Origin of the sequence: Paraburkholderia phymatum STM815 (assembly GCF_000020045.1) — a bacterium.
GTDB classification, from domain to species: Bacteria; Pseudomonadota; Gammaproteobacteria; order Burkholderiales; family Burkholderiaceae; genus Paraburkholderia; species Paraburkholderia phymatum.
Genome location: NC_010623.1, coordinates 2,170,490 through 2,188,809 on the forward strand (window position 1 = coordinate 2,170,490; position 18,320 = coordinate 2,188,809).

Consider the following 18,320-nt stretch of genomic DNA (forward strand, 5'->3'; position numbering starts at 1 on the left):
TGTTGTGGCGCTGAACCTAAGCGATATTCGCGGATTATTCGAGGCGCATGGTCAGCTCGCCTACAGCGGCGAACCAGTGACGCAGCTCGAGCACGCGTTGCAGAGCGGCGCACTGGCTGAATCGGAAGGCGCTTCGGAGGAACTGGTCGCGGCGGCGTTCCTGCATGACCTGGGACACTTGTTGAACCGGCAGGGCGAGACGCCGACCTCACGCCGGATCGACGATCTCCATCAGTATTTCGCGCTGCCGTTTCTGCGGCCGGTGCTGCCGGAAGCAGTAGTGGAGCCGATCCGGTTGCACGTCGACGCGAAGCGCTGTTTGTGTGCGATCGATGCGGCATACTTCGGGATGCTGTCGGCGGATTCCGTCCGCAGTCTTGAACTGCAGGGCGGCATTTTCAGCGACGACGAGGCGCGGGCGTTTCTGAGCAAGCCGTTTGCGGACGATGCGATCCGCTTGCGTCGTTGGGACGATCTCGCCAAAAAAGCGAATCGCGAGACGCCCGATCTCGATCATTATCTGAATGTCGTGTCGCGGGTGATGGAGCGGCATGCCGATGTTTGACCGGTGATAGCGTAGATGCGGTGCGCAGGCGGTTCCTACGTGGCGCTTATGTCAGGCGTATTACGCATATCAAAAAAGCGCTTGCAAGTGCTCACGCGAGCGCCTAGAATTCCGCTCTTTCGCGCTGCGGACAACGTGGCGCGGGAGAAGCGGAGAAGGACAGGGGAGCCAGCATTGACGGGCTTTCCGATGGAGTCGACAGGTTGGGTAGTTAAAAAACCGGTTGACGAAACGAAAAAGGTTCTTCATAATCTCGTTTCTCTGCTGCTGACGCAGCAACGCGGTGAAAGCAAGGCGCTTCCTGCGAATGTTCTTTAAAAACTAACAGCCGATAAGTGTGGGTGCTCGATGGCGAGCGCGCGGTGATCTTCGGATTGCCGCAATAGCGAAAGTAATCGAGTCTCACACGAAGAAATTGAGGAAGGTTTGAGCAATCAGATCTTTCGTCAGTGATTTTGAGTGAGCGACCGGGTTCGAGAGAGCCCGAAAAACAGTAACAGGTTTGAACTGAAGAGTTTGATCCTGGCTCAGATTGAACGCTGGCGGCATGCCTTACACATGCAAGTCGGACGGCAGCGCGGGCTTCGGCCTGGCGGCGAGTGGCGAACGGGTGAGTAATACATCGGAACGTGTCCTGGAGTGGGGGATAGCCCGGCGAAAGCCGGATTAATACCGCATACGCTCTGAGGAGGAAAGCGGGGGATCTTCGGACCTCGCGCTCAAGGGGCGGCCGATGGCAGATTAGCTAGTTGGTGGGGTAAAGGCCTACCAAGGCGACGATCTGTAGCTGGTCTGAGAGGACGACCAGCCACACTGGGACTGAGACACGGCCCAGACTCCTACGGGAGGCAGCAGTGGGGAATTTTGGACAATGGGGGCAACCCTGATCCAGCAATGCCGCGTGTGTGAAGAAGGCCTTCGGGTTGTAAAGCACTTTTGTCCGGAAAGAAAACTTCGCCGCCAATAGCGGTGGAGGATGACGGTACCGGAAGAATAAGCACCGGCTAACTACGTGCCAGCAGCCGCGGTAATACGTAGGGTGCGAGCGTTAATCGGAATTACTGGGCGTAAAGCGTGCGCAGGCGGTTCGCTAAGACCGATGTGAAATCCCCGGGCTTAACCTGGGAACTGCATTGGTGACTGGCGGGCTAGAGTATGGCAGAGGGGGGTAGAATTCCACGTGTAGCAGTGAAATGCGTAGAGATGTGGAGGAATACCGATGGCGAAGGCAGCCCCCTGGGCCAATACTGACGCTCATGCACGAAAGCGTGGGGAGCAAACAGGATTAGATACCCTGGTAGTCCACGCCCTAAACGATGTCAACTAGTTGTCGGGTCTTCATTGACTTGGTAACGTAGCTAACGCGTGAAGTTGACCGCCTGGGGAGTACGGTCGCAAGATTAAAACTCAAAGGAATTGACGGGGACCCGCACAAGCGGTGGATGATGTGGATTAATTCGATGCAACGCGAAAAACCTTACCTACCCTTGACATGTACGGAACCTTGCCGAGAGGTGAGGGTGCCCGAAAGGGAGCCGTAACACAGGTGCTGCATGGCTGTCGTCAGCTCGTGTCGTGAGATGTTGGGTTAAGTCCCGCAACGAGCGCAACCCTTGTCCCTAGTTGCTACGCAAGAGCACTCTAGGGAGACTGCCGGTGACAAACCGGAGGAAGGTGGGGATGACGTCAAGTCCTCATGGCCCTTATGGGTAGGGCTTCACACGTCATACAATGGTCGGAACAGAGGGTTGCCAAGCCGCGAGGCGGAGCCAATCCCAGAAAACCGATCGTAGTCCGGATCGCAGTCTGCAACTCGACTGCGTGAAGCTGGAATCGCTAGTAATCGCGGATCAGCATGCCGCGGTGAATACGTTCCCGGGTCTTGTACACACCGCCCGTCACACCATGGGAGTGGGTTTTACCAGAAGTGGCTAGTCTAACCGCAAGGAGGACGGTCACCACGGTAGGATTCATGACTGGGGTGAAGTCGTAACAAGGTAGCCGTATCGGAAGGTGCGGCTGGATCACCTCCTTTCCAGAGCTTCGCGTTCACAAGTTGAGCGCTCACACTTGTCGGCTGTTGTTTGAAGACAGGCTTTGAGGGGTCTGTAGCTCAGTCGGTTAGAGCACCGTCTTGATAAGGCGGGGGTCGTTGGTTCGAATCCAACCAGACCCACCACGTTGTCTGCGGTGTGACGAGTGAAACCTCAAGGTGCGGTATCTGCGGGGGATTAGCTCAGCTGGGAGAGCACCTGCTTTGCAAGCAGGGGGTCGTCGGTTCGATCCCGTCATCCTCCACCAGTTTCCAATGCCTAGTGTCCGGTCCGGAAGGGGGCCGCGCGTTATGCATTGGCAATTGAGCCAGTCAGACTGGATGTGCGCAAGCGCATATCGGCTGTCGTTCTTTAACAATCAGGAAGAAGTAGTAAAGAGATTCGCGAAAGCGTGCTTAGAGATGGGCGCGCGAGTAGGCGAATCAGGGTTGTGATTGTATCGAAAGTATTTAAGGGTTGTCGAAAGACAGCCTTGGAATACGGCACAACACGCAGTGTGTGGGCTCCCCGATAAGTGCTGAGGCACTAACGTGGACCGACACGCGAAAACTCAACCTGTAGCGGATGTTATCGAAAGAGACATACCCGTTATAGGGTCAAGCGAACAAGTGCATGTGGTGGATGCCTTGGCGATCACAGGCGATGAAGGACGCGGTAGCCTGCGAAAAGCGGTGGGGAGCTGGCAAACGAGCTTTGATCCACCGATATCCGAATGGGGAAACCCGGCCCGTATGGGTCACCCGCAACTGAATCCATAGGTTGCGTGGAGCGAACGCGGTGAACTGAAACATCTAAGTAACCGCAGGAAAAGAAATCAACCGAGATTCCCAAAGTAGTGGCGAGCGAAATGGGACCAGCCTGTACTCTTTATCTTCGTTGTTAGCCGAACGCTCTGGAAAGTGCGGCCATAGTGGGTGATAGCCCCGTAGGCGAAAACAGCGAGGAAGAACTGGGTGTACGACAAGTAGGGCGGGACACGTGAAATCCTGTCTGAAGATGGGGGGACCATCCTCCAAGGCTAAATACTCGTGATCGACCGATAGTGAACCAGTACCGTGAGGGAAAGGCGAAAAGAACCCCGGGAGGGGAGTGAAACAGATCCTGAAACCGCATGCATACAAACAGTCGGAGCCTCGCAAGGGGTGACGGCGTACCTTTTGTATAATGGGTCAGCGACTTACATTCAGTGGCGAGCTTAACCGATTAGGGCAGGCGTAGCGAAAGCGAGTCCGAACAGGGCGAATCAGTCGCTGGGTGTAGACCCGAAACCAGGTGATCTATCCATGGCCAGGATGAAGGTGCGGTAACACGTACTGGAGGTCCGAACCCACTAACGTTGAAAAGTTAGGGGATGAGCTGTGGATAGGGGTGAAAGGCTAAACAAACCTGGAAATAGCTGGTTCTCTCCGAAAACTATTTAGGTAGTGCCTCGTGTATCACCTTCGGGGGTAGAGCACTGTCATGGTTGAGGGGTCCATTGCGGATTACCTCGCCATAGCAAACTCCGAATACCGAAGAGTGCAATCACGGGAGACAGACATCGGGTGCTAACGTCCGGTGTCAAGAGGGAAACAACCCAGACCGCCAGCTAAGGTCCCCAAATATGGCTAAGTGGGAAACGAAGTGGGAAGGCTAAAACAGTCAGGAGGTTGGCTTAGAAGCAGCCACCCTTTAAAGAAAGCGTAATAGCTCACTGATCGAGTCGTCCTGCGCGGAAGATGTAACGGGGCTAAGCCATATACCGAAGCTGCGGATGCGTGCTTTGCACGCATGGTAGGAGAGCGTTCCGTAAGCCTGCGAAGGTGCACTGGAAAGTGTGCTGGAGGTATCGGAAGTGCGAATGCTGACATGAGTAGCGATAAAGGGGGTGAAAGGCCCCCTCGCCGTAAGCCCAAGGTTTCCTACGCAACGTTCATCGGCGTAGGGTGAGTCGGCCCCTAAGGCGAGGCAGAAATGCGTAGCTGATGGGAAGCAGGTCAATATTCCTGCACCAGTGTGAAATGCGATGGGGGGACGGATCGCGGAAGGTTGTCCGGGTGTTGGAAGTCCCGGTCGCTGCGTTGGAGAAGGTGCTCTGGCAAATCCGGGCACGGGATTCAAGGGCGTGGCGCGAGTCGCTTAGGCGACGAAGCAATCGGAAGGGGTTCCAGGAAAAGCCTCTAAGCTTCAGTTTCACATTGACCGTACCGCAAACCGACACAGGTGGGCGAGATGAGTATTCTAAGGCGCTTGAGAGAACTCGGGAGAAGGAACTCGGCAAATTGGTACCGTAACTTCGGGATAAGGTACGCCCCTGTAGCTTGATGCGCCTGCGCGCAGAGGGTGAAGGGGTTGCAATAAACTGGTGGCTGCGACTGTTTAATAAAAACACAGCACTCTGCAAACACGAAAGTGGACGTATAGGGTGTGACGCCTGCCCGGTGCCGGAAGATTAAATGATGGGGTGCAAGCTCTTGATTGAAGTCCCGGTAAACGGCGGCCGTAACTATAACGGTCCTAAGGTAGCGAAATTCCTTGTCGGGTAAGTTCCGACCTGCACGAATGGCGTAACGATGGCCACACTGTCTCCTCCCGAGACTCAGCGAAGTTGAAGTGTTTGTGATGATGCAATCTCCCCGCGGCTAGACGGAAAGACCCCATGAACCTTTACTGTAGCTTTGCATTGGACTTTGAACCGATCTGTGTAGGATAGGTGGGAGGCTATGAAGCGTGAACGCCAGTTTGCGTGGAGCCGTCCTTGAAATACCACCCTGGTTTGTTTGAGGTTCTAACCTTGGCCCGTGATCCGGGTCGGGGACAGTGCATGGTGGGCAGTTTGACTGGGGCGGTCTCCTCCCAAAGTGTAACGGAGGAGTACGAAGGTACGCTAGGTACGGTCGGAAATCGTGCTGATAGTGCAATGGCATAAGCGTGCTTAACTGCGAGACCGACAAGTCGAGCAGGTGCGAAAGCAGGTCATAGTGATCCGGTGGTTCTGTATGGAAGGGCCATCGCTCAACGGATAAAAGGTACTCTGGGGATAACAGGCTGATACCGCCCAAGAGTTCATATCGACGGCGGTGTTTGGCACCTCGATGTCGGCTCATCTCATCCTGGGGCTGTAGCCGGTCCCAAGGGTATGGCTGTTCGCCATTTAAAGAGGTACGTGAGCTGGGTTTAAAACGTCGTGAGACAGTTTGGTCCCTATCTGCCGTGGGCGCTGGATATTTGAAGGGGGCTGCTCCTAGTACGAGAGGACCGGAGTGGACGAACCTCTGGTGTACCGGTTGTCACGCCAGTGGCATCGCCGGGTAGCTATGTTCGGAAGAGATAACCGCTGAAAGCATCTAAGCGGGAAACTCGCCTTAAGATGAGATATCCCCGGGGCTTCGAGCCCCTTGAAGGGTCGTTCAAGACCAGGACGTTGATAGGTCAGGTGTGGAAGCGCAGTAATGCGTTAAGCTAACTGATACTAATTGCCCGTAAGGCTTGATCCTATAACAGGTCTGTCTCGGTACCACACAGGTTGAGACAACAGCGTTGTGCCCGCAACACGACACAACACAACCCCCCTCTTTACGCTTCTTCCAGATTGGCTGTGGCGCACCGCGATGCGACGCAGCAACCCGTCATGCCTGATGACCATAGCGAGTCGGTCCCACCCCTTCCCATCCCGAACAGGACCGTGAAACGACTCCACGCCGATGATAGTGCGGATTGCCCGTGTGAAAGTAGGTAATCGTCAGGCTCCTTATACATCGCCATGACCCCGCCCTCAAAAGCGGGGTCTTGGCGTTTGTGCGGCCGATGTTGCTGCGACGTAGCGACACACTCGCGGTCCCGCAAAAAGCGAAAGGGAAGACCGTCAATCACGATCTGGTGACGATGGTCTTGCCGCCGCTTCGCTCCGCCGGAAATTCATCAGCGCGCGACCAACCTGACGCGCCAATCCTACGACAGCTGATTGACGGTCTAAAACATAGGCAAAAGTCGCTAGTCGCGCATTAAAAGTCAGAGCTTCGCTTGCTGTTCCGTGACGCCCACATCGCTCGCATGAAGCGCATTGTTTACTGCGTCCTGCTGACCCACCTCACCTAACAGCGCGACATCGCGGGCAATAACCTGCGGCAAATGCGTCCGTAGAAACTCCACCCACGTCCTTGTCTTCGCGTCGATAAATTTGCGCGACGGATACAGTGCGTAAACATTCATCTTTTGCAGCGTATATTCGGGCAGCACGCGCACGAGTGATCCCGTGCGCAAGCCATCGATCGCCGCATACAGCGGCAATATGCCAATTCCCATGCCTTCACGGATCGCCACGATCAGCGATTCGGCGATGTTGACTTGCACCGGGCCGTTCACATTCAAGACTTCGTTGCCGTTAGGGCCTTCGAGTGTCCATTCGCTGGTGGGAAAGGCGGGCGTCTTGAGCAGCAGGCAGTCATGATGCAGCAGGTCGGTGGGCTTTTTAGGCGCATCGTGAGCATGAATGTACGCAGGGGACGCACACAGAATGCTAAACGTGGTTCCGAGCAGAAGCGACACGAGATCCGAATTAGGCAACGTCGACGCACCCACCACCGCGACATCCGCGCTCCCTTCGAACAGGTCGGGCAATTGCTGCGAAAGCGTCAACTCGACGGCCACCTCGGGATACAACGCGCGATATCGCGAGATAGCCGGCAATACATAATGCTGTCCGATGCTCGCAAAGCTATGCATCCGCAACACGCCCGCTGGACGTTCATGCGCGCCGCTGGCTTCTTCTTCCGCATTATCGATATCAGCAAGAATCAGCTGACATCGCTTCAGATATCTCTCACCTGCCGTCGTCAGTGCGAGACGCCGCGTCGACCGATTCAACAGACGCGTCCGCAAATGGGCCTCGAGTTCTGAAACCGCACGGGACATCGCACCCGTCGTCGTATTGAGCGATTGCGCTGCGCCCGTGAAGCTGCCTGCCTCGACGACGCGCACGAACACTCGCATGTTTTGTAACGTATCCATCAATCCTTCTTGATCGGCATCAAACCGTTATTGTCCGCCCGTTGCGGGCCGCCATTGTTGAGTGATCTGGAAGGGACGTTCCCGACGCCTCTCATTAATTCCCGCAACTTCGGCTCCTACAATCGGCGCCTTCAGGATAGGCAGGCGTCAGTTCCACCGGCGCATCCCTCCCACAACAACCCCGCGGGGTACTAGTCCATGAAGCGCCAGCATGCGATCAAGCAAGTGTCTTCCGATGCCGTCGGATGGCATGCTGGCGTTCCGCCGCGCGCGATTGTCGATGCCGCCACGGAATGGACGACGACAGACGGCCTCGTCTGGCTTCATCTTTTCAAGACCGTGACGGCCGCGCTGCTTGCGCTGGGCATCGCGATGCTGCTCGAACTGCAGCAACCGCGCACAGCGATGACGACCGTGTTCGTCCTGATGCAGCCGTTCAGCGGAATGGTGCTCGCGAAGAGCTTCTATCGGATCGTCGGGACGTTTGTCGGCATGCTGGCCGCGCTGTCGCTGGGCGCGCTGTTCGCGCAGCAACCCGAACTCTACATGGTCGGCATCACCGTGTGGATGGGCGTGTGCGTGGCGGCAGCGGTACGGTATCGGCATTTTCGGTGGTATGGCTTCGTGCTGGCTGGCTACACGGCGGCGCTGATCGGCATTCCGACCGTGACGGAACCGAATGGGCTGTTTCTGGCCGCGTTGACGCGTGCGGCCGAAGTGGCCATCGGCATCGTCTGTTCGGCTGCCGTCAGCGCGCTGATCGTGCCGCGCCGCTCCAGCCTCGCGCTGCAAAATGCACTCCAATCGAGGCATCTGAATTTTAGTGCCTTCGCCGTGAAAGTGCTGGACGGAGCGGTCGAGCGAGGTGCGTCGGAGCGGTATTTCGCGGACCTCGTCGACGAAGTGGTCGGCTTCGAGGCGACGCGCGCTTTCGCAGCGTTCGAGGACCCCGGCATGCGCTCGCGTAGTCAGGTGCTGGCAAGGTTGAACCACGAGTTCATGGACGTCTGCGCGCGCCTGCATGCGCTGCATCAATTGAGAAAGCGCTTGCGTGGCAACGGATCGATTCAGGTCGAGCAAGCGACGGCGTCATACTTCCGCGAGCTTTCGCAATTGCTCACCACGCACAACGAGCGGCGCTTTGATTCATCCGATGCCGCTCGTGTTGCAATTGGACTCAAGACCTTCCAGTCGACGCTGCCAGCAAGAATGCGCGCGACGCGGCGTCCACTGGAATCGGGCGAGCCGCGATGCCTGCCCGATTTCGACACGGCGGGCGAGTTGCTGTATCGCTTTGTCGTCGAGTTCATCCGCTATATCGACACTTACGCGTCGCTGGAGACCAATCACAATCCGGCGCGCGAGCGGCCGGCCGTGCGTTACGTGAGCCGGACCAATGCTTTCGTGGTCGCGTGCACGTTCGCGCGCACGGCGGCCGTGGTCGGCGCTGTGAGCGCGTTCTGGATCGCGACGAACTGGCCGAGCGGCGGCATGGCCGTGATCGGCGCGGCGCTCGCCTGTGCGCTGACGTCGGCGGCGCCAAACCCGGTCAAACTTGCGTTGCAGATGACCGTTGGCGCGGCGTGCGCGACGGTCGCCGGGTATCTGGTGACCTGCTACGTGTATCCCGTCATCGACGGCTTTCCGCTGCTTTGCGCGATGCTCGTGCCCCTGCTCGCGGCGGGCACCTGGTTTGCGTCGCGAGCGAAGACCGCGGGCTACGGCGTGGGCTTCACGGTGTTTTTCTGTCTGCTTGCCGCGCCCGACAACGTCGTAGTCTACGCGCCCGCTCTGCTGATCAACAACGGCATCGCGATCGTTGTTTCCATGCTCGCGACGGCCGTCGGTGCAGCGATCGTGTTCCCCGTCCAGATGCCGTGGCTGACTGCACGGATCGAAGGCGACCTGCGCAGCCAGATCACGCTCGCATGCACCGGGCCATTGACGGGGCTCGCGCAGCGGTTCCAGTCGAGCACGCACGATCTGATGCACCAGTTGCGCATGCTGTTGCCGAAGCGCTCGCGCCGTCACCGTCGGGCGCTCCGATGGATGCTGGTCACGCTCGAAGTGGGCCACGCGGTAATCGACCTGCGCAGCGAAGCCGACCGCGCAACCTACGCACGGTATCTGCACGCCCGTTGGCAGCCGTCGCTCGACCGCGTCACGCGCGATCTCGCCGAACTCTTCGAGCGGCCCGACAAAGCCCATGCGGACAAAGCGCAGATTTCGGTGCGCGCGGCCATGCGCGTCGTGCAGCAGTCGCTGGAAGCCGTGCACACGAATCGCGACAGGCGGCACGATCAGCAACGCATTCTCAGCTGCCTGCATTTCATCCGCACGGCGCTGCTCGACAAGGACGCACCGTTCGACGCGCGCTAGCTCGCGCAAGCACATCACCGCCTGAACGATCTTGCCGCAACCAGGAAGAATGCCTTCCAGCCGGCCCTCTTAATTCCCTTCGATCACAGTCATATATTGAAACCACTGCTTACGCAGTTTTTGAAACAACTGGAGAGATTCAAATGAAAGCGCTGAAGCTGGTCCTGATGGCCTGTTCGTTGTCCGCTGCGGTTCTTGTGCATGCACAGACGGCGCCAGCGGACGAAAGCGCGCAACGGGTTGCCCAGGCGAATGCGGCTCGCGTCGTTCAACCCGAACGGCAGCGTCCTGTCGCGAAACCAGCGAAGAAGGTCGACGAGTGTGTCGGTCCCGTGAGCTACTGCGCGATGTATTTCGGTAGCTGATCAGAGCGACATTGCGCAGTCATCCTGAGGGATATCAAGGGATAAAGCGGTATCCAGCGACGGCCGCACCACGCACACCGAGAATAAGAGGTGCACTGCGGCAGTCGCAAGCGTGACATCGGAGAGACTTTCATTCATGTACGAAGACCGGATTCGTTGTGCCGCCTTGCGCGGCAAGATCACATCGGCGGCGCAGGCAGCGCTGCTGATCGACAATGGCATGCGCGTCGGCGCGAGCGGCTTTACCCGCGCGGGCGACGCGAAGGCGGTGCCTGTCGCGCTCGCCGAACGCGCGCGCACGGAAAGTAAGCCGCTGCGCATCACGCTGATGACGGGCGCCTCGCTCGGTCATGGCGTGGACAGTCTGTTGACGGATGCCGGCGTGCTCGCGCGCCGTCTGCCGTTTCAGGTCGACAACACATTGCGCAAGGCGATCAATCGCGGCGACGTGATGTTCGTCGACCAGCACCTGTCCGAGACGGTCGAAATGCTGCGCGCGGGTCAGCTCGGCAAGCTCGACGTCGCGATCATCGAAGCCGTCGCGATCACGGAGACTGGCGGCATCGTGCCGACCACATCCGTCGGCAATTCGGCGAGCTTCGCGATTCTCGCGGATAAAGTGATCGTCGAAATCAATCTGGCGCAGCCGCTGGCGCTCGAAGGGCTGCACGACATCTGGATTCCCGGCCGCCGACCGCATCGCGAGCCGCTGCCCGTCGTGCGTCCGAGCGACCGCGTCGGCACGACGTCGATCGAGATTCCGCCCGAGAAGATCGCCGCCATCGTCATCACGAACAAGCCCGACAGCCCGTCGACCGCGCTGCCCGCCGACGAAGACACGGCATCGATCGCCGGGCATCTGATCGAGTTCTTGCAGCACGAGGTCTCGCACGGACGCATGCCGTCGCCGTTGCCGCCGTTGCAGGCGGGCATCGGCACCATTGCCAACGCGGTGCTGGCCGGCTTCGCCGACTCGCCGTTCGAACCGTTTTCGATCTATTCGGAAGTCCTGCAGGATTCGACCTTCGATCTGATGGACGCCGGCAAAGTCACGTTCGCGTCGGGCGCGTCGATTACGCTGACGGAGAAGCGCCAGGCGCAGGTGTTCGGGGATCTCGCCCGCTACCGCGATCGTCTCGTGCTGCGTCCACAGGAAGTCAGCAACCATCCTGAAGTGATTCGCCGCCTGGGTCTGATCGCGCTGAACACCGCGCTCGAGTTCGATATCTACGGCAATGTGAATTCGACGCATGTGGGCGGCACGCACATGATGAACGGCATCGGCGGGTCGGGCGACTTCGCGCGCAATGCGTCGTGCGCGATCTTCGCGACGAAGTCGATCGCCAAAGACGGCGCGATTTCGAGCGTCGTGCCAATGGTGCCGCACGTCGACCATAACGAGCATGACGTCGATATCGTCGTGACGGAAATCGGCCTCGCGGATCTGCGCGGACTGGCGCCGCGCGAACGAGCGTCGCTGATCATTGACCGCTGCGTGCATCCGCTGTATCGCGATCTGCTGCGCGACTACTATCGCGACGCGCTGCGTTTTGGCGGCCAGACGCCGCACGTGCTGCGCGAGGCGTTCGCGTGGCACGCGCGCTTCCAGGAAACGGGATCGATGCTGCCGGAGCACACGCTCACGGCGTGATGTAGCGTATTGACGCGTGTCAGGCTCCGCTGCCGACCAGACGCAAACGCGTGATTTCCGACGGCGCGCCCAGACGCTTGGGCGGTCCCCAATATCCGGTTCCGCGGCTCGTATAGACCCAAAGGTTATCGAGCCGCGCGAGCCCGGCCACGAAAGGCTGTTGCAGACGCACGGCAAAATTCCACGGAAAGAACTGGCCACCATGCGTGTGGCCGGACAGTTGCAGCGTGAAGCCCGCATCGGCGGCGGCTTCCGCCGAACGCGGCTGATGCGCGAGGAGCACCCGGATCAGCACGTCACCGGGCGCACCTTCGAGGGCGGCAGCGGGATCGCTCTCGTGCGCGGGATCGAAGTGGCCGGCAGAATAATCGGTGACGCCCGCGATCACCGCCTGCGCGCCATCGTGCTCGACGACGACATGCTCGTTGAGCAGTACATGCAGGCCGAGCCGCTGAAACTCGGCAATCCACGCATCGGCGCCCGAATAGTATTCGTGGTTCCCTGTCACCAGATACGCGCCATGCCGCGCGCTCAGGCGCGACAGCGGACGCGTGTGATCGGCGAGATGCTCGACGCTGCCGTCGACGATATCGCCCGTCACCGCGATCAGATCCGGTTCGAGACGATTGACGGCATCGACGATCGCATCGACGTAACCGCGCTTGATAGTCGGCCCGACGTGGATATCGCTGATCTGCACGATCGTGAAGCCATCCAGTTCATGCGGCAGATCGTCGATCGGCACATCGATCGACACGACGCGCGCGCGGCGCCGTGCATTGAAAAAACCGATGGCCGTCGACAGCAGCGCGAGCAGCGGCACGGCGCTTGCGCTGTCGGTTTGCCAGCGCGCGGGATCCAGCGTGTGCGGCGACAGCGCATGAACGATTAACACCACGAGCAGGAAGAGTTCGCGCGCGAAAGTCAGCACGAGCAACGACGAAAAGAGTCCCAGCGCGATCAGTCCCGCCCACGCGAGCCGGTCGCCGAGCGGTTGCCGCTGGACGGAGCGCGCGATCATGCCGACGGGAATCAACAGCACCGACAGCGCGAGCCACACAGCGCACAACGCTTTCACGGCGGTCTCGACGGGCAGCTCTGGAATGATCCGTATGCCGACATACACATGCAGCAGAATGCCGATGACAATGATCCGGATGAAGAACGATAGGCGGCGCATAGATGGGAGCGGGCGTGGCGCGGATCGCGCGCGAAAGGTAGTCGCGGAAAGCACACCTGCAGAAGAAGAGCGGCGGCCAGTCATTCTACAAGCAGTTCCGCGCGCTTGCCGAATGCGGTGCAGTGGACGAGGCGCGGTCCTGTCCGTCAAGTTGCAATGCAGCAGGCGGCGCATCTGAAGTTGTTCGTCCTGCCGATCAAATGTCTATTAATTGGCTATTAAATGGCTATTGAATTGAGCGCCCGAACAGACTATTCTGAATTGAGCGAGACTGCCGACGGCGGGCCTCACGTCCCGTTCCGGTATACCGGGCGCGAGACCCTCCCTGCGGACGGCAAGCACGCACTTGATCGCCATACCGGCCTGCGGTCTGGGGGGGACGAACCATGAAAACGACAAAATCCGCGCATCGCGAGCATCACATCGGCTATGAAGGCAGCCATGTGATGTTGCCTATGGTCGTGCTGTCGCTGATGGCGCTCGGCGTCTACTACGGCGTGCGCACCATCGACTTTTCCGAGCTTGGCCGCACGGCGTTGTTCTATGTAGTGATGGTGTTCGTCGCGCTGGGCGTGGCGGGGCTGTTCGGCGTAGTCGCCGCCTGGCTGCGCTCTCGCGGCGACGAAGCGGAAGAGGGATTTTGCTTCGTCGGGGCGCTGATCGGTGCGATCGTCTTTTACATCGCGATGCTGACGAGCTGAGCTCGCCCGCGGCGAATGAAAGCGCAAGCTGCGCGGCGACGCGCATCCACGGGGCGTTCGATAATATCCGCTGCTTCCCTGGAAAAGAGTGTCGCGAGCACTCTCCGCTCGCGACCGTAAGCCGATGTCCACAGATCTGTTCGACGATGTGCCCACGCCCGACGTTGCGTGGTTCCCCGACTGGCTCTCAGCCGATGCTGCCGCGCAACTGCTCGCGCGGATCATCGCGGAAGTGTCCTGGCAGCAGGATTCGATGTTCACGCCGGCGGGCAAGGTGCCGCTGCCGCGGCTCACTGCCTGGCAAGGCGAACCCGATGCCGTCTATGTGTACTCAGGCATCCGCAATGTGCCTTCGGCGTGGACGCCCGCTGTCGCGGAACTGAGGGCTGCTGTCCAGGCGGCCAGTCACGCGCCATTCAACAGCGTACTGCTTAACCGCTATCGAAGCGGCGCAGACAGCATGGGCTGGCACGCAGACCGCGAGCCCGAACTGGGCAGGGAACCCGTGATCGCGTCAGTCAGCCTCGGTTCGACGCGCCGCTTCGATTTGCAGCACAACAAGACGCGCGTCGTGCAGTCGTACCGGCTGAAGGGCGGCAGCCTGCTAGTGATGCGCGGACGTACGCAGGCCGAATGGCGGCATCGCGTGCCGAAAGAGCCCGACGTGCAGAGCGAACGCGTGAACCTCACGTTCCGTTTCGTGATGCCGCGCTGATCGACGGGTTCATTTGCACCATGCGCATTCACAGTTTAAAAAATTTATGCGCATAAGGAATCGGTTTCAGTCAGTCGATTCCATGCGTCGCTGAATGGTCGGCGGGAGCCGCTCGAACGGCAGCGTATTCGCTGCGATCGCGGCCGTGTCGGGATACTGCTCGCGAACGATGTCCGTCAGCACCTGGCCGGGTGGCGCTTCCACGAACACGGTTGCGCCCATTTCGACCATTACGGTCAGCGCGTCGAACCAGCGGACCGTGTAGCGCATGTTGGTGGCGAGATCGTCGCGGACGGCGTCGGCCGTATGAAGCGCGCGGCCCCCGCGATTGCCGATGTAGCCGCTCGACGGCGCGCGAAACGGCACGCTGCGCGCGTAGTCGATCAACGCGTCGGCGGCTGCGGCGAGCAGTTCGCAATGCGACGGCACGCTCACGGCGAGCCGCATCGCCTTGCGCGCGCCGGCTGCGAGTGCGCGTTCGTTAAAGCTATCGAGCGCGGCATCCGAGCCTGCGACGACGATCTGGCGTGGCGCATTCACATTGCCGACGTACACGCGGTCGTGTGACGCCTGCGCCTGTGCATCGGCGAGCATTTCGACCTCGTGTTCCGTCAGCCCGGCAATCGCCGCGAGGCCGTACCCTTGCGGATACGCGCTCTCCATCAGTTCAGCGCGCTTGCGCACCATGCGCAGCGCGTCGGCGAACTCGATCGCGCAACAGCTCACAGCGGCCGCGTACGCGCCGACCGACAGGCCCGCGCTGAGTTCGGGAAACAGGCCTTCCTCGGCGAGCGCGCGCTGCGTCGCCACGCCTGCGATCAGCAGCCCCGTCTGCACAGCGACGGTCGATTCGAGCGCGGCGCGCGTGTCGAGCGTGAGCACGTCGACGCCGAGCACGTCGGATGCTTCGGCGAGCGTGGCCCGAATGGCGGGATGCGCGCCGAGGTGCCGCAAAAAGCCTTCGGATTGCGCGCCCTGGCCGGGAAAGAGATAGGCCAGCATCACGGACCCGGTTGCACAGGAGCGCGCGCCCAGGGATCGGCGACGAACTGCGGGCCGCTCGCATGCCGCGCCATCACGGCTGCCTTGCGGGATGCGTATTCGGAGAGCGCCACACCGCCCGCCGGCGTTTCGAGTTGCGCGTCGATGCGCACGCCTGCTTGCGCAGCGTGCCCGTCCAGTGCAGCCTGGATCCGAGCGGCTTCATCGTGAGTCAGATGATTGGGCATCCGTATCAACAGATCGAGATCGCTGGTTGACGTCACGGTCGGCACACCTGTTGCGAGTTCGAAGCCGACGCTTCCAGACGGGCCCCAGGCGAATGAAGCGAAGCATGAAGTATCGCGACGCAGCGCGTCCAGCGCGACGAAGGCGGGTAAGGCAGGTAAGGCGGCACGATCGGCCGCCAGCGCAGAAGCAGACGACAACGCTTCGGGCGTGAAAGCGGCCTCGATATCGTCGCTTCGCGTCCACGTCCCGTACCGCTCGTTGCGCGCCGCACCGCGCACGCCGACTGCGACGAAGCCGGCGGCAGCCTGCGCCCGTCGCACGACGACGAACGGCGCGCGCGCGAACGCGTCTCGGACCCACGCCGGTTCGGCGTCGAACGGTTCGAGCTTGCGGACTCGCAAAATGTCGTGCGCCCGCCAGCGCGGATCGCTGACGGCGAGCGCATCGGCGGCCGGGAACGGCGCAGCGGCGCAAACCCGCATCATGCGGCGTCCCACTGTTCGGCGAGCCGCCGCCGCACTTCGATCGACGCGGCGCGCGTCGTTTTCGCCCACTCCGATTCGAGCCGCCGTGACAGTCCGCGCGTCGTATCCGAGCGCGCGCCGCGCACGGCTTCGGCGAGCACGCCGCGCACCTGATCGAGCTGCGCGTCCGTCGGCGCGTCCGCGTCGATGCCTTCGATCAACGCGTCAAGCAAGCCGAGCTTCGCGAACGACGCCAGCGTGTACGACATCGGCGTGATTGTTTCGCCAAGCTTGTCGAGTTCGTCGACCGTACGGCGCGTGACGCGCGCGGCGGCTTCTTTGCCCATTGCGTGCACCATCGTGCCGGGTGCGTCGAGCGCGACGATCCGGTTCGCCTGATAGCCGTGCGCGAGAAACGCGCCTGACATCGCCGGGCCGACGATCAGCGCGATCACGGGATGACGGGCATCGCGTGCGCTCGCGTAGGCATCGACGGCGGCGGCGCAGGCCAGATGAATGCCGAGCGTCTCTTCGCGATAGCCATACGCCTGGCTTTTCACGTCGACGATCGCGACGATGGGGCGCTTGCGCTCCGACGACGCATCGCGCGCCACCGCGTCGCGAACGGCTTGCGCGAGCTTCCAGCCCTGTTCGAGTCCGACGACATTGTCGCGTGCGCGCGGAAAGCGGTTGTCCGGGTCCGGAACGACGGCGATAAAGCTCGCCGTCTCGCCACCGAGCGATGCCTCGCCCGACCAGACGGGCGCGTCGCTCGACGCCGTACCTGCGAGCGCTCTGAACCAGCGCATGCCGCGCGTGTCTGCCGTGCCGCTCATGATTGCTCCTTGCGCGGCGCAGCCGCTGCGTTTGCGTTGAACACGGCGCGCATCGTTTCCGGCGTGAGGTTGGCGGGATCGATACGCTGAAGCCGCTCCAGATACGTGGCCACCTGTTGCGTGCGGTGCGCGGCCGGCACGCCGCGCGCGAACGCGTCGCGCAGCGCATCGCGCACGGCGTGCGCGTCGTCGGCGACGAGCGCATCGGCGAGTCCCGTCGCCACGCGCTGTTCGCCGCCGATCATCTGCCACACACGGCGCCGGTCGCTCGCATCGAGTTCGTCGATGCCCGCTTCCTGCTCGATCACTTCGGGGCCGTTCATGCCGAGCCGTCCCTGTTTCGTCGCGATCAGATACGAGCACAGCCCGGCCGCAAGCGACATCCCGCCGAAGCATCCGACCATCCCCGCGATCACGCCGACCACGGGCACATGACGCCGCAACGCGACGATGGCTGCCTGCATTTCGGCGATCACGGCCAGCCCGAGATTCGCTTCCTGCAGACGCACGCCGCCCGTTTCGAACAGCACGACGGGCCTCACGATCTTGCCGCGCTCGCAGTCACGCAGCGCGAGTTCGAGCGCCGCCGCGATTTTGCTGCCCGACACCTCGCCGATGCTGCCGCCCTGGAACGCCGATTCGATCGCGGCGATCACGGCCGGCTGCCCGTCGATCGTCCCGCGCGCGATCACCGCGCCATCGTCGGCCTGGCAGACGATGCCCTGCAATGGCAGCCACGGCGATTCGATGCGATCGAACGGGCCCAGCAGTTCGCGGAACGAGCCTTCGTCGAGGAGCGCGCGGGCGCGCTCGCGCGCAGTCAGTTCGATGAAGCTGTCGCGCAGCGCAGGCTTCAATGGCGCGTTGAAAGTCGTTGCCGTGCTCATGCGCCTGCTCCCTGGTCTGCCGCTTCGACGGCCTCTGCGAGCCGCAGTGCCACGACGCCGGGCGTCGCGCCGAAGTCGTTGATCTCGATCTGCGCCGCGCCGTCGTAGCGCGTGAAAAAGCGGTCCAGCACGCTCTTCCAGATGTGCCCGTAGCCATCGACGCTGGTGCGCACGGTCACGGTCGCCTTCATCGCGCCGGCGGGCGCCAGCAGCACCTCAAGGTCGCCGGATCCGACGACGCCTACATGCGCGCGCGCCGTGATCGCGCGTTGCGCCGGATAGTCGAATGTCATCTGTTCCATCA

At 61.0% G+C, this 18,320-nt stretch carries 13 protein-coding genes, 2 tRNA genes and 3 rRNA genes; 11 read left to right on the forward strand and 7 right to left on the reverse strand.

Annotated elements, in window-relative coordinates:
* Positions 1-4: 4 nt before the first annotated feature.
* The 6 genes from BPHY_RS25415 (at position 5) to rrf (ending at position 6,346) form a co-directional block, all read left to right on the forward strand.
* Positions 5-565 carry a phosphonate degradation HD-domain oxygenase gene (locus BPHY_RS25415; protein ID WP_012404323.1) on the forward strand — a complete coding sequence of 187 codons (561 nt, stop codon included), beginning with the start codon at positions 5-7 and terminating at the stop codon, positions 563-565.
* A gap of 504 nt (positions 566-1,069) precedes the next feature.
* Positions 1,070-2,600: ribosomal RNA gene (locus BPHY_RS25420) — 16S ribosomal RNA — on the forward strand.
* 67 nt (positions 2,601-2,667) lie between these two features.
* Positions 2,668-2,744, forward strand: a tRNA-Ile gene (locus BPHY_RS25425).
* Positions 2,745-2,790: 46 nt separating this feature from the next.
* Positions 2,791-2,866: transfer RNA gene (locus BPHY_RS25430), tRNA-Ala, on the forward strand.
* A 347-nt stretch (positions 2,867-3,213) separates the two neighbouring features.
* Positions 3,214-6,095, forward strand: a 23S ribosomal RNA gene (locus BPHY_RS25435).
* Positions 6,096-6,232: 137 nt separating this feature from the next.
* Positions 6,233-6,346, forward strand: a 5S ribosomal RNA gene (gene rrf, locus BPHY_RS25440).
* The 16S, 23S and 5S rRNA genes sit together here with 2 tRNA genes alongside, the layout of an rRNA operon.
* Positions 6,347-6,609: 263 nt before the next feature.
* On the opposite strand, the gene BPHY_RS25445 is transcribed toward rrf, so the two are convergent.
* Positions 6,610-7,608, reverse strand: a complete 999-nt coding sequence (locus BPHY_RS25445; RefSeq protein WP_012404325.1) for a LysR family transcriptional regulator — start codon at positions 7,606-7,608, stop codon at positions 6,610-6,612.
* Positions 7,609-7,806: 198 nt separating this feature from the next.
* On the opposite strand from BPHY_RS25445, the gene BPHY_RS25450 reads away from it, so the two are divergent.
* From BPHY_RS25450 to BPHY_RS25460, 3 genes are all read left to right on the forward strand, one after another.
* Positions 7,807-9,987, forward strand: coding sequence for an FUSC family protein (locus BPHY_RS25450; RefSeq protein ID WP_012404326.1), 2,181 nt, complete (start codon positions 7,807-7,809; stop codon positions 9,985-9,987).
* A gap of 143 nt (positions 9,988-10,130) precedes the next feature.
* A complete protein-coding gene (locus BPHY_RS25455) occupies positions 10,131-10,352 on the forward strand; it encodes a hypothetical protein (protein ID WP_012404327.1) in 222 nt (73 codons plus the stop codon).
* 136 nt (positions 10,353-10,488) lie between these two features.
* Positions 10,489-12,003 (forward strand): acetyl-CoA hydrolase/transferase family protein, encoded by a 1,515-nt coding sequence (locus BPHY_RS25460; protein ID WP_012404328.1) that lies wholly within the window; start codon positions 10,489-10,491, stop codon positions 12,001-12,003.
* 19 nt (positions 12,004-12,022) lie between these two features.
* Here BPHY_RS25460 and BPHY_RS25465 read toward each other — a convergent pair whose 3' ends face one another.
* Positions 12,023-13,183 (reverse strand): metallophosphoesterase, encoded by a 1,161-nt coding sequence (locus BPHY_RS25465; RefSeq protein WP_012404329.1) that lies wholly within the window; start codon positions 13,181-13,183, stop codon positions 12,023-12,025.
* 386 nt (positions 13,184-13,569) lie between these two features.
* Here BPHY_RS25465 and BPHY_RS25470 point away from each other — a divergent pair, with 386 nt between their 5' ends.
* Positions 13,570-13,884, forward strand: coding sequence for a hypothetical protein (locus BPHY_RS25470; protein ID WP_012404330.1), 315 nt, complete (start codon positions 13,570-13,572; stop codon positions 13,882-13,884).
* A gap of 124 nt (positions 13,885-14,008) precedes the next feature.
* On the forward strand, positions 14,009-14,599 hold the full coding sequence (locus BPHY_RS25475; protein ID WP_012404331.1) for an alpha-ketoglutarate-dependent dioxygenase AlkB family protein: 591 nt from the start codon (positions 14,009-14,011) through the stop codon (positions 14,597-14,599).
* Positions 14,600-14,665: 66 nt separating this feature from the next.
* Here BPHY_RS25475 and mdcH read toward each other — a convergent pair whose 3' ends face one another.
* Genes mdcH through BPHY_RS25500 form a run of 5 tightly spaced genes read right to left on the reverse strand, consistent with a single transcriptional unit; the run spans position 14,666 to position 18,318 of the window.
* Positions 14,666-15,601 carry a malonate decarboxylase subunit epsilon gene (mdcH, locus tag BPHY_RS25480; RefSeq protein WP_012404332.1) on the reverse strand — a complete coding sequence of 312 codons (936 nt, stop codon included), beginning with the start codon at positions 15,599-15,601 and terminating at the stop codon, positions 14,666-14,668.
* Complete coding sequence (locus BPHY_RS25485) at positions 15,601-16,311, reverse strand: malonate decarboxylase holo-ACP synthase (RefSeq protein ID WP_041765393.1); 711 nt, start codon at positions 16,309-16,311, stop codon at positions 15,601-15,603. The genes mdcH and BPHY_RS25485 overlap by 1 nt, the downstream gene beginning before the upstream one ends.
* Positions 16,311-17,129 (reverse strand): biotin-independent malonate decarboxylase subunit gamma, encoded by an 819-nt coding sequence (mdcE, locus tag BPHY_RS25490; protein ID WP_012404334.1) that lies wholly within the window; start codon positions 17,127-17,129, stop codon positions 16,311-16,313. The genes BPHY_RS25485 and mdcE overlap by 1 nt, the downstream gene beginning before the upstream one ends.
* Positions 17,126-18,016, reverse strand: a complete 891-nt coding sequence (locus tag BPHY_RS25495; RefSeq protein WP_012404335.1) for a biotin-independent malonate decarboxylase subunit beta — start codon at positions 18,014-18,016, stop codon at positions 17,126-17,128. Before BPHY_RS25495 ends, mdcE begins: the two co-directional genes overlap by 4 nt.
* The gene (locus tag BPHY_RS25500) at positions 18,013-18,318 is read right to left on the reverse strand and encodes a malonate decarboxylase subunit delta (RefSeq protein WP_012404336.1); all 306 of its coding nucleotides are present in this window, start codon (positions 18,316-18,318) and stop codon (positions 18,013-18,015) included. Before BPHY_RS25500 ends, BPHY_RS25495 begins: the two co-directional genes overlap by 4 nt.
* Positions 18,319-18,320: the final 2 nt, after the last annotated feature.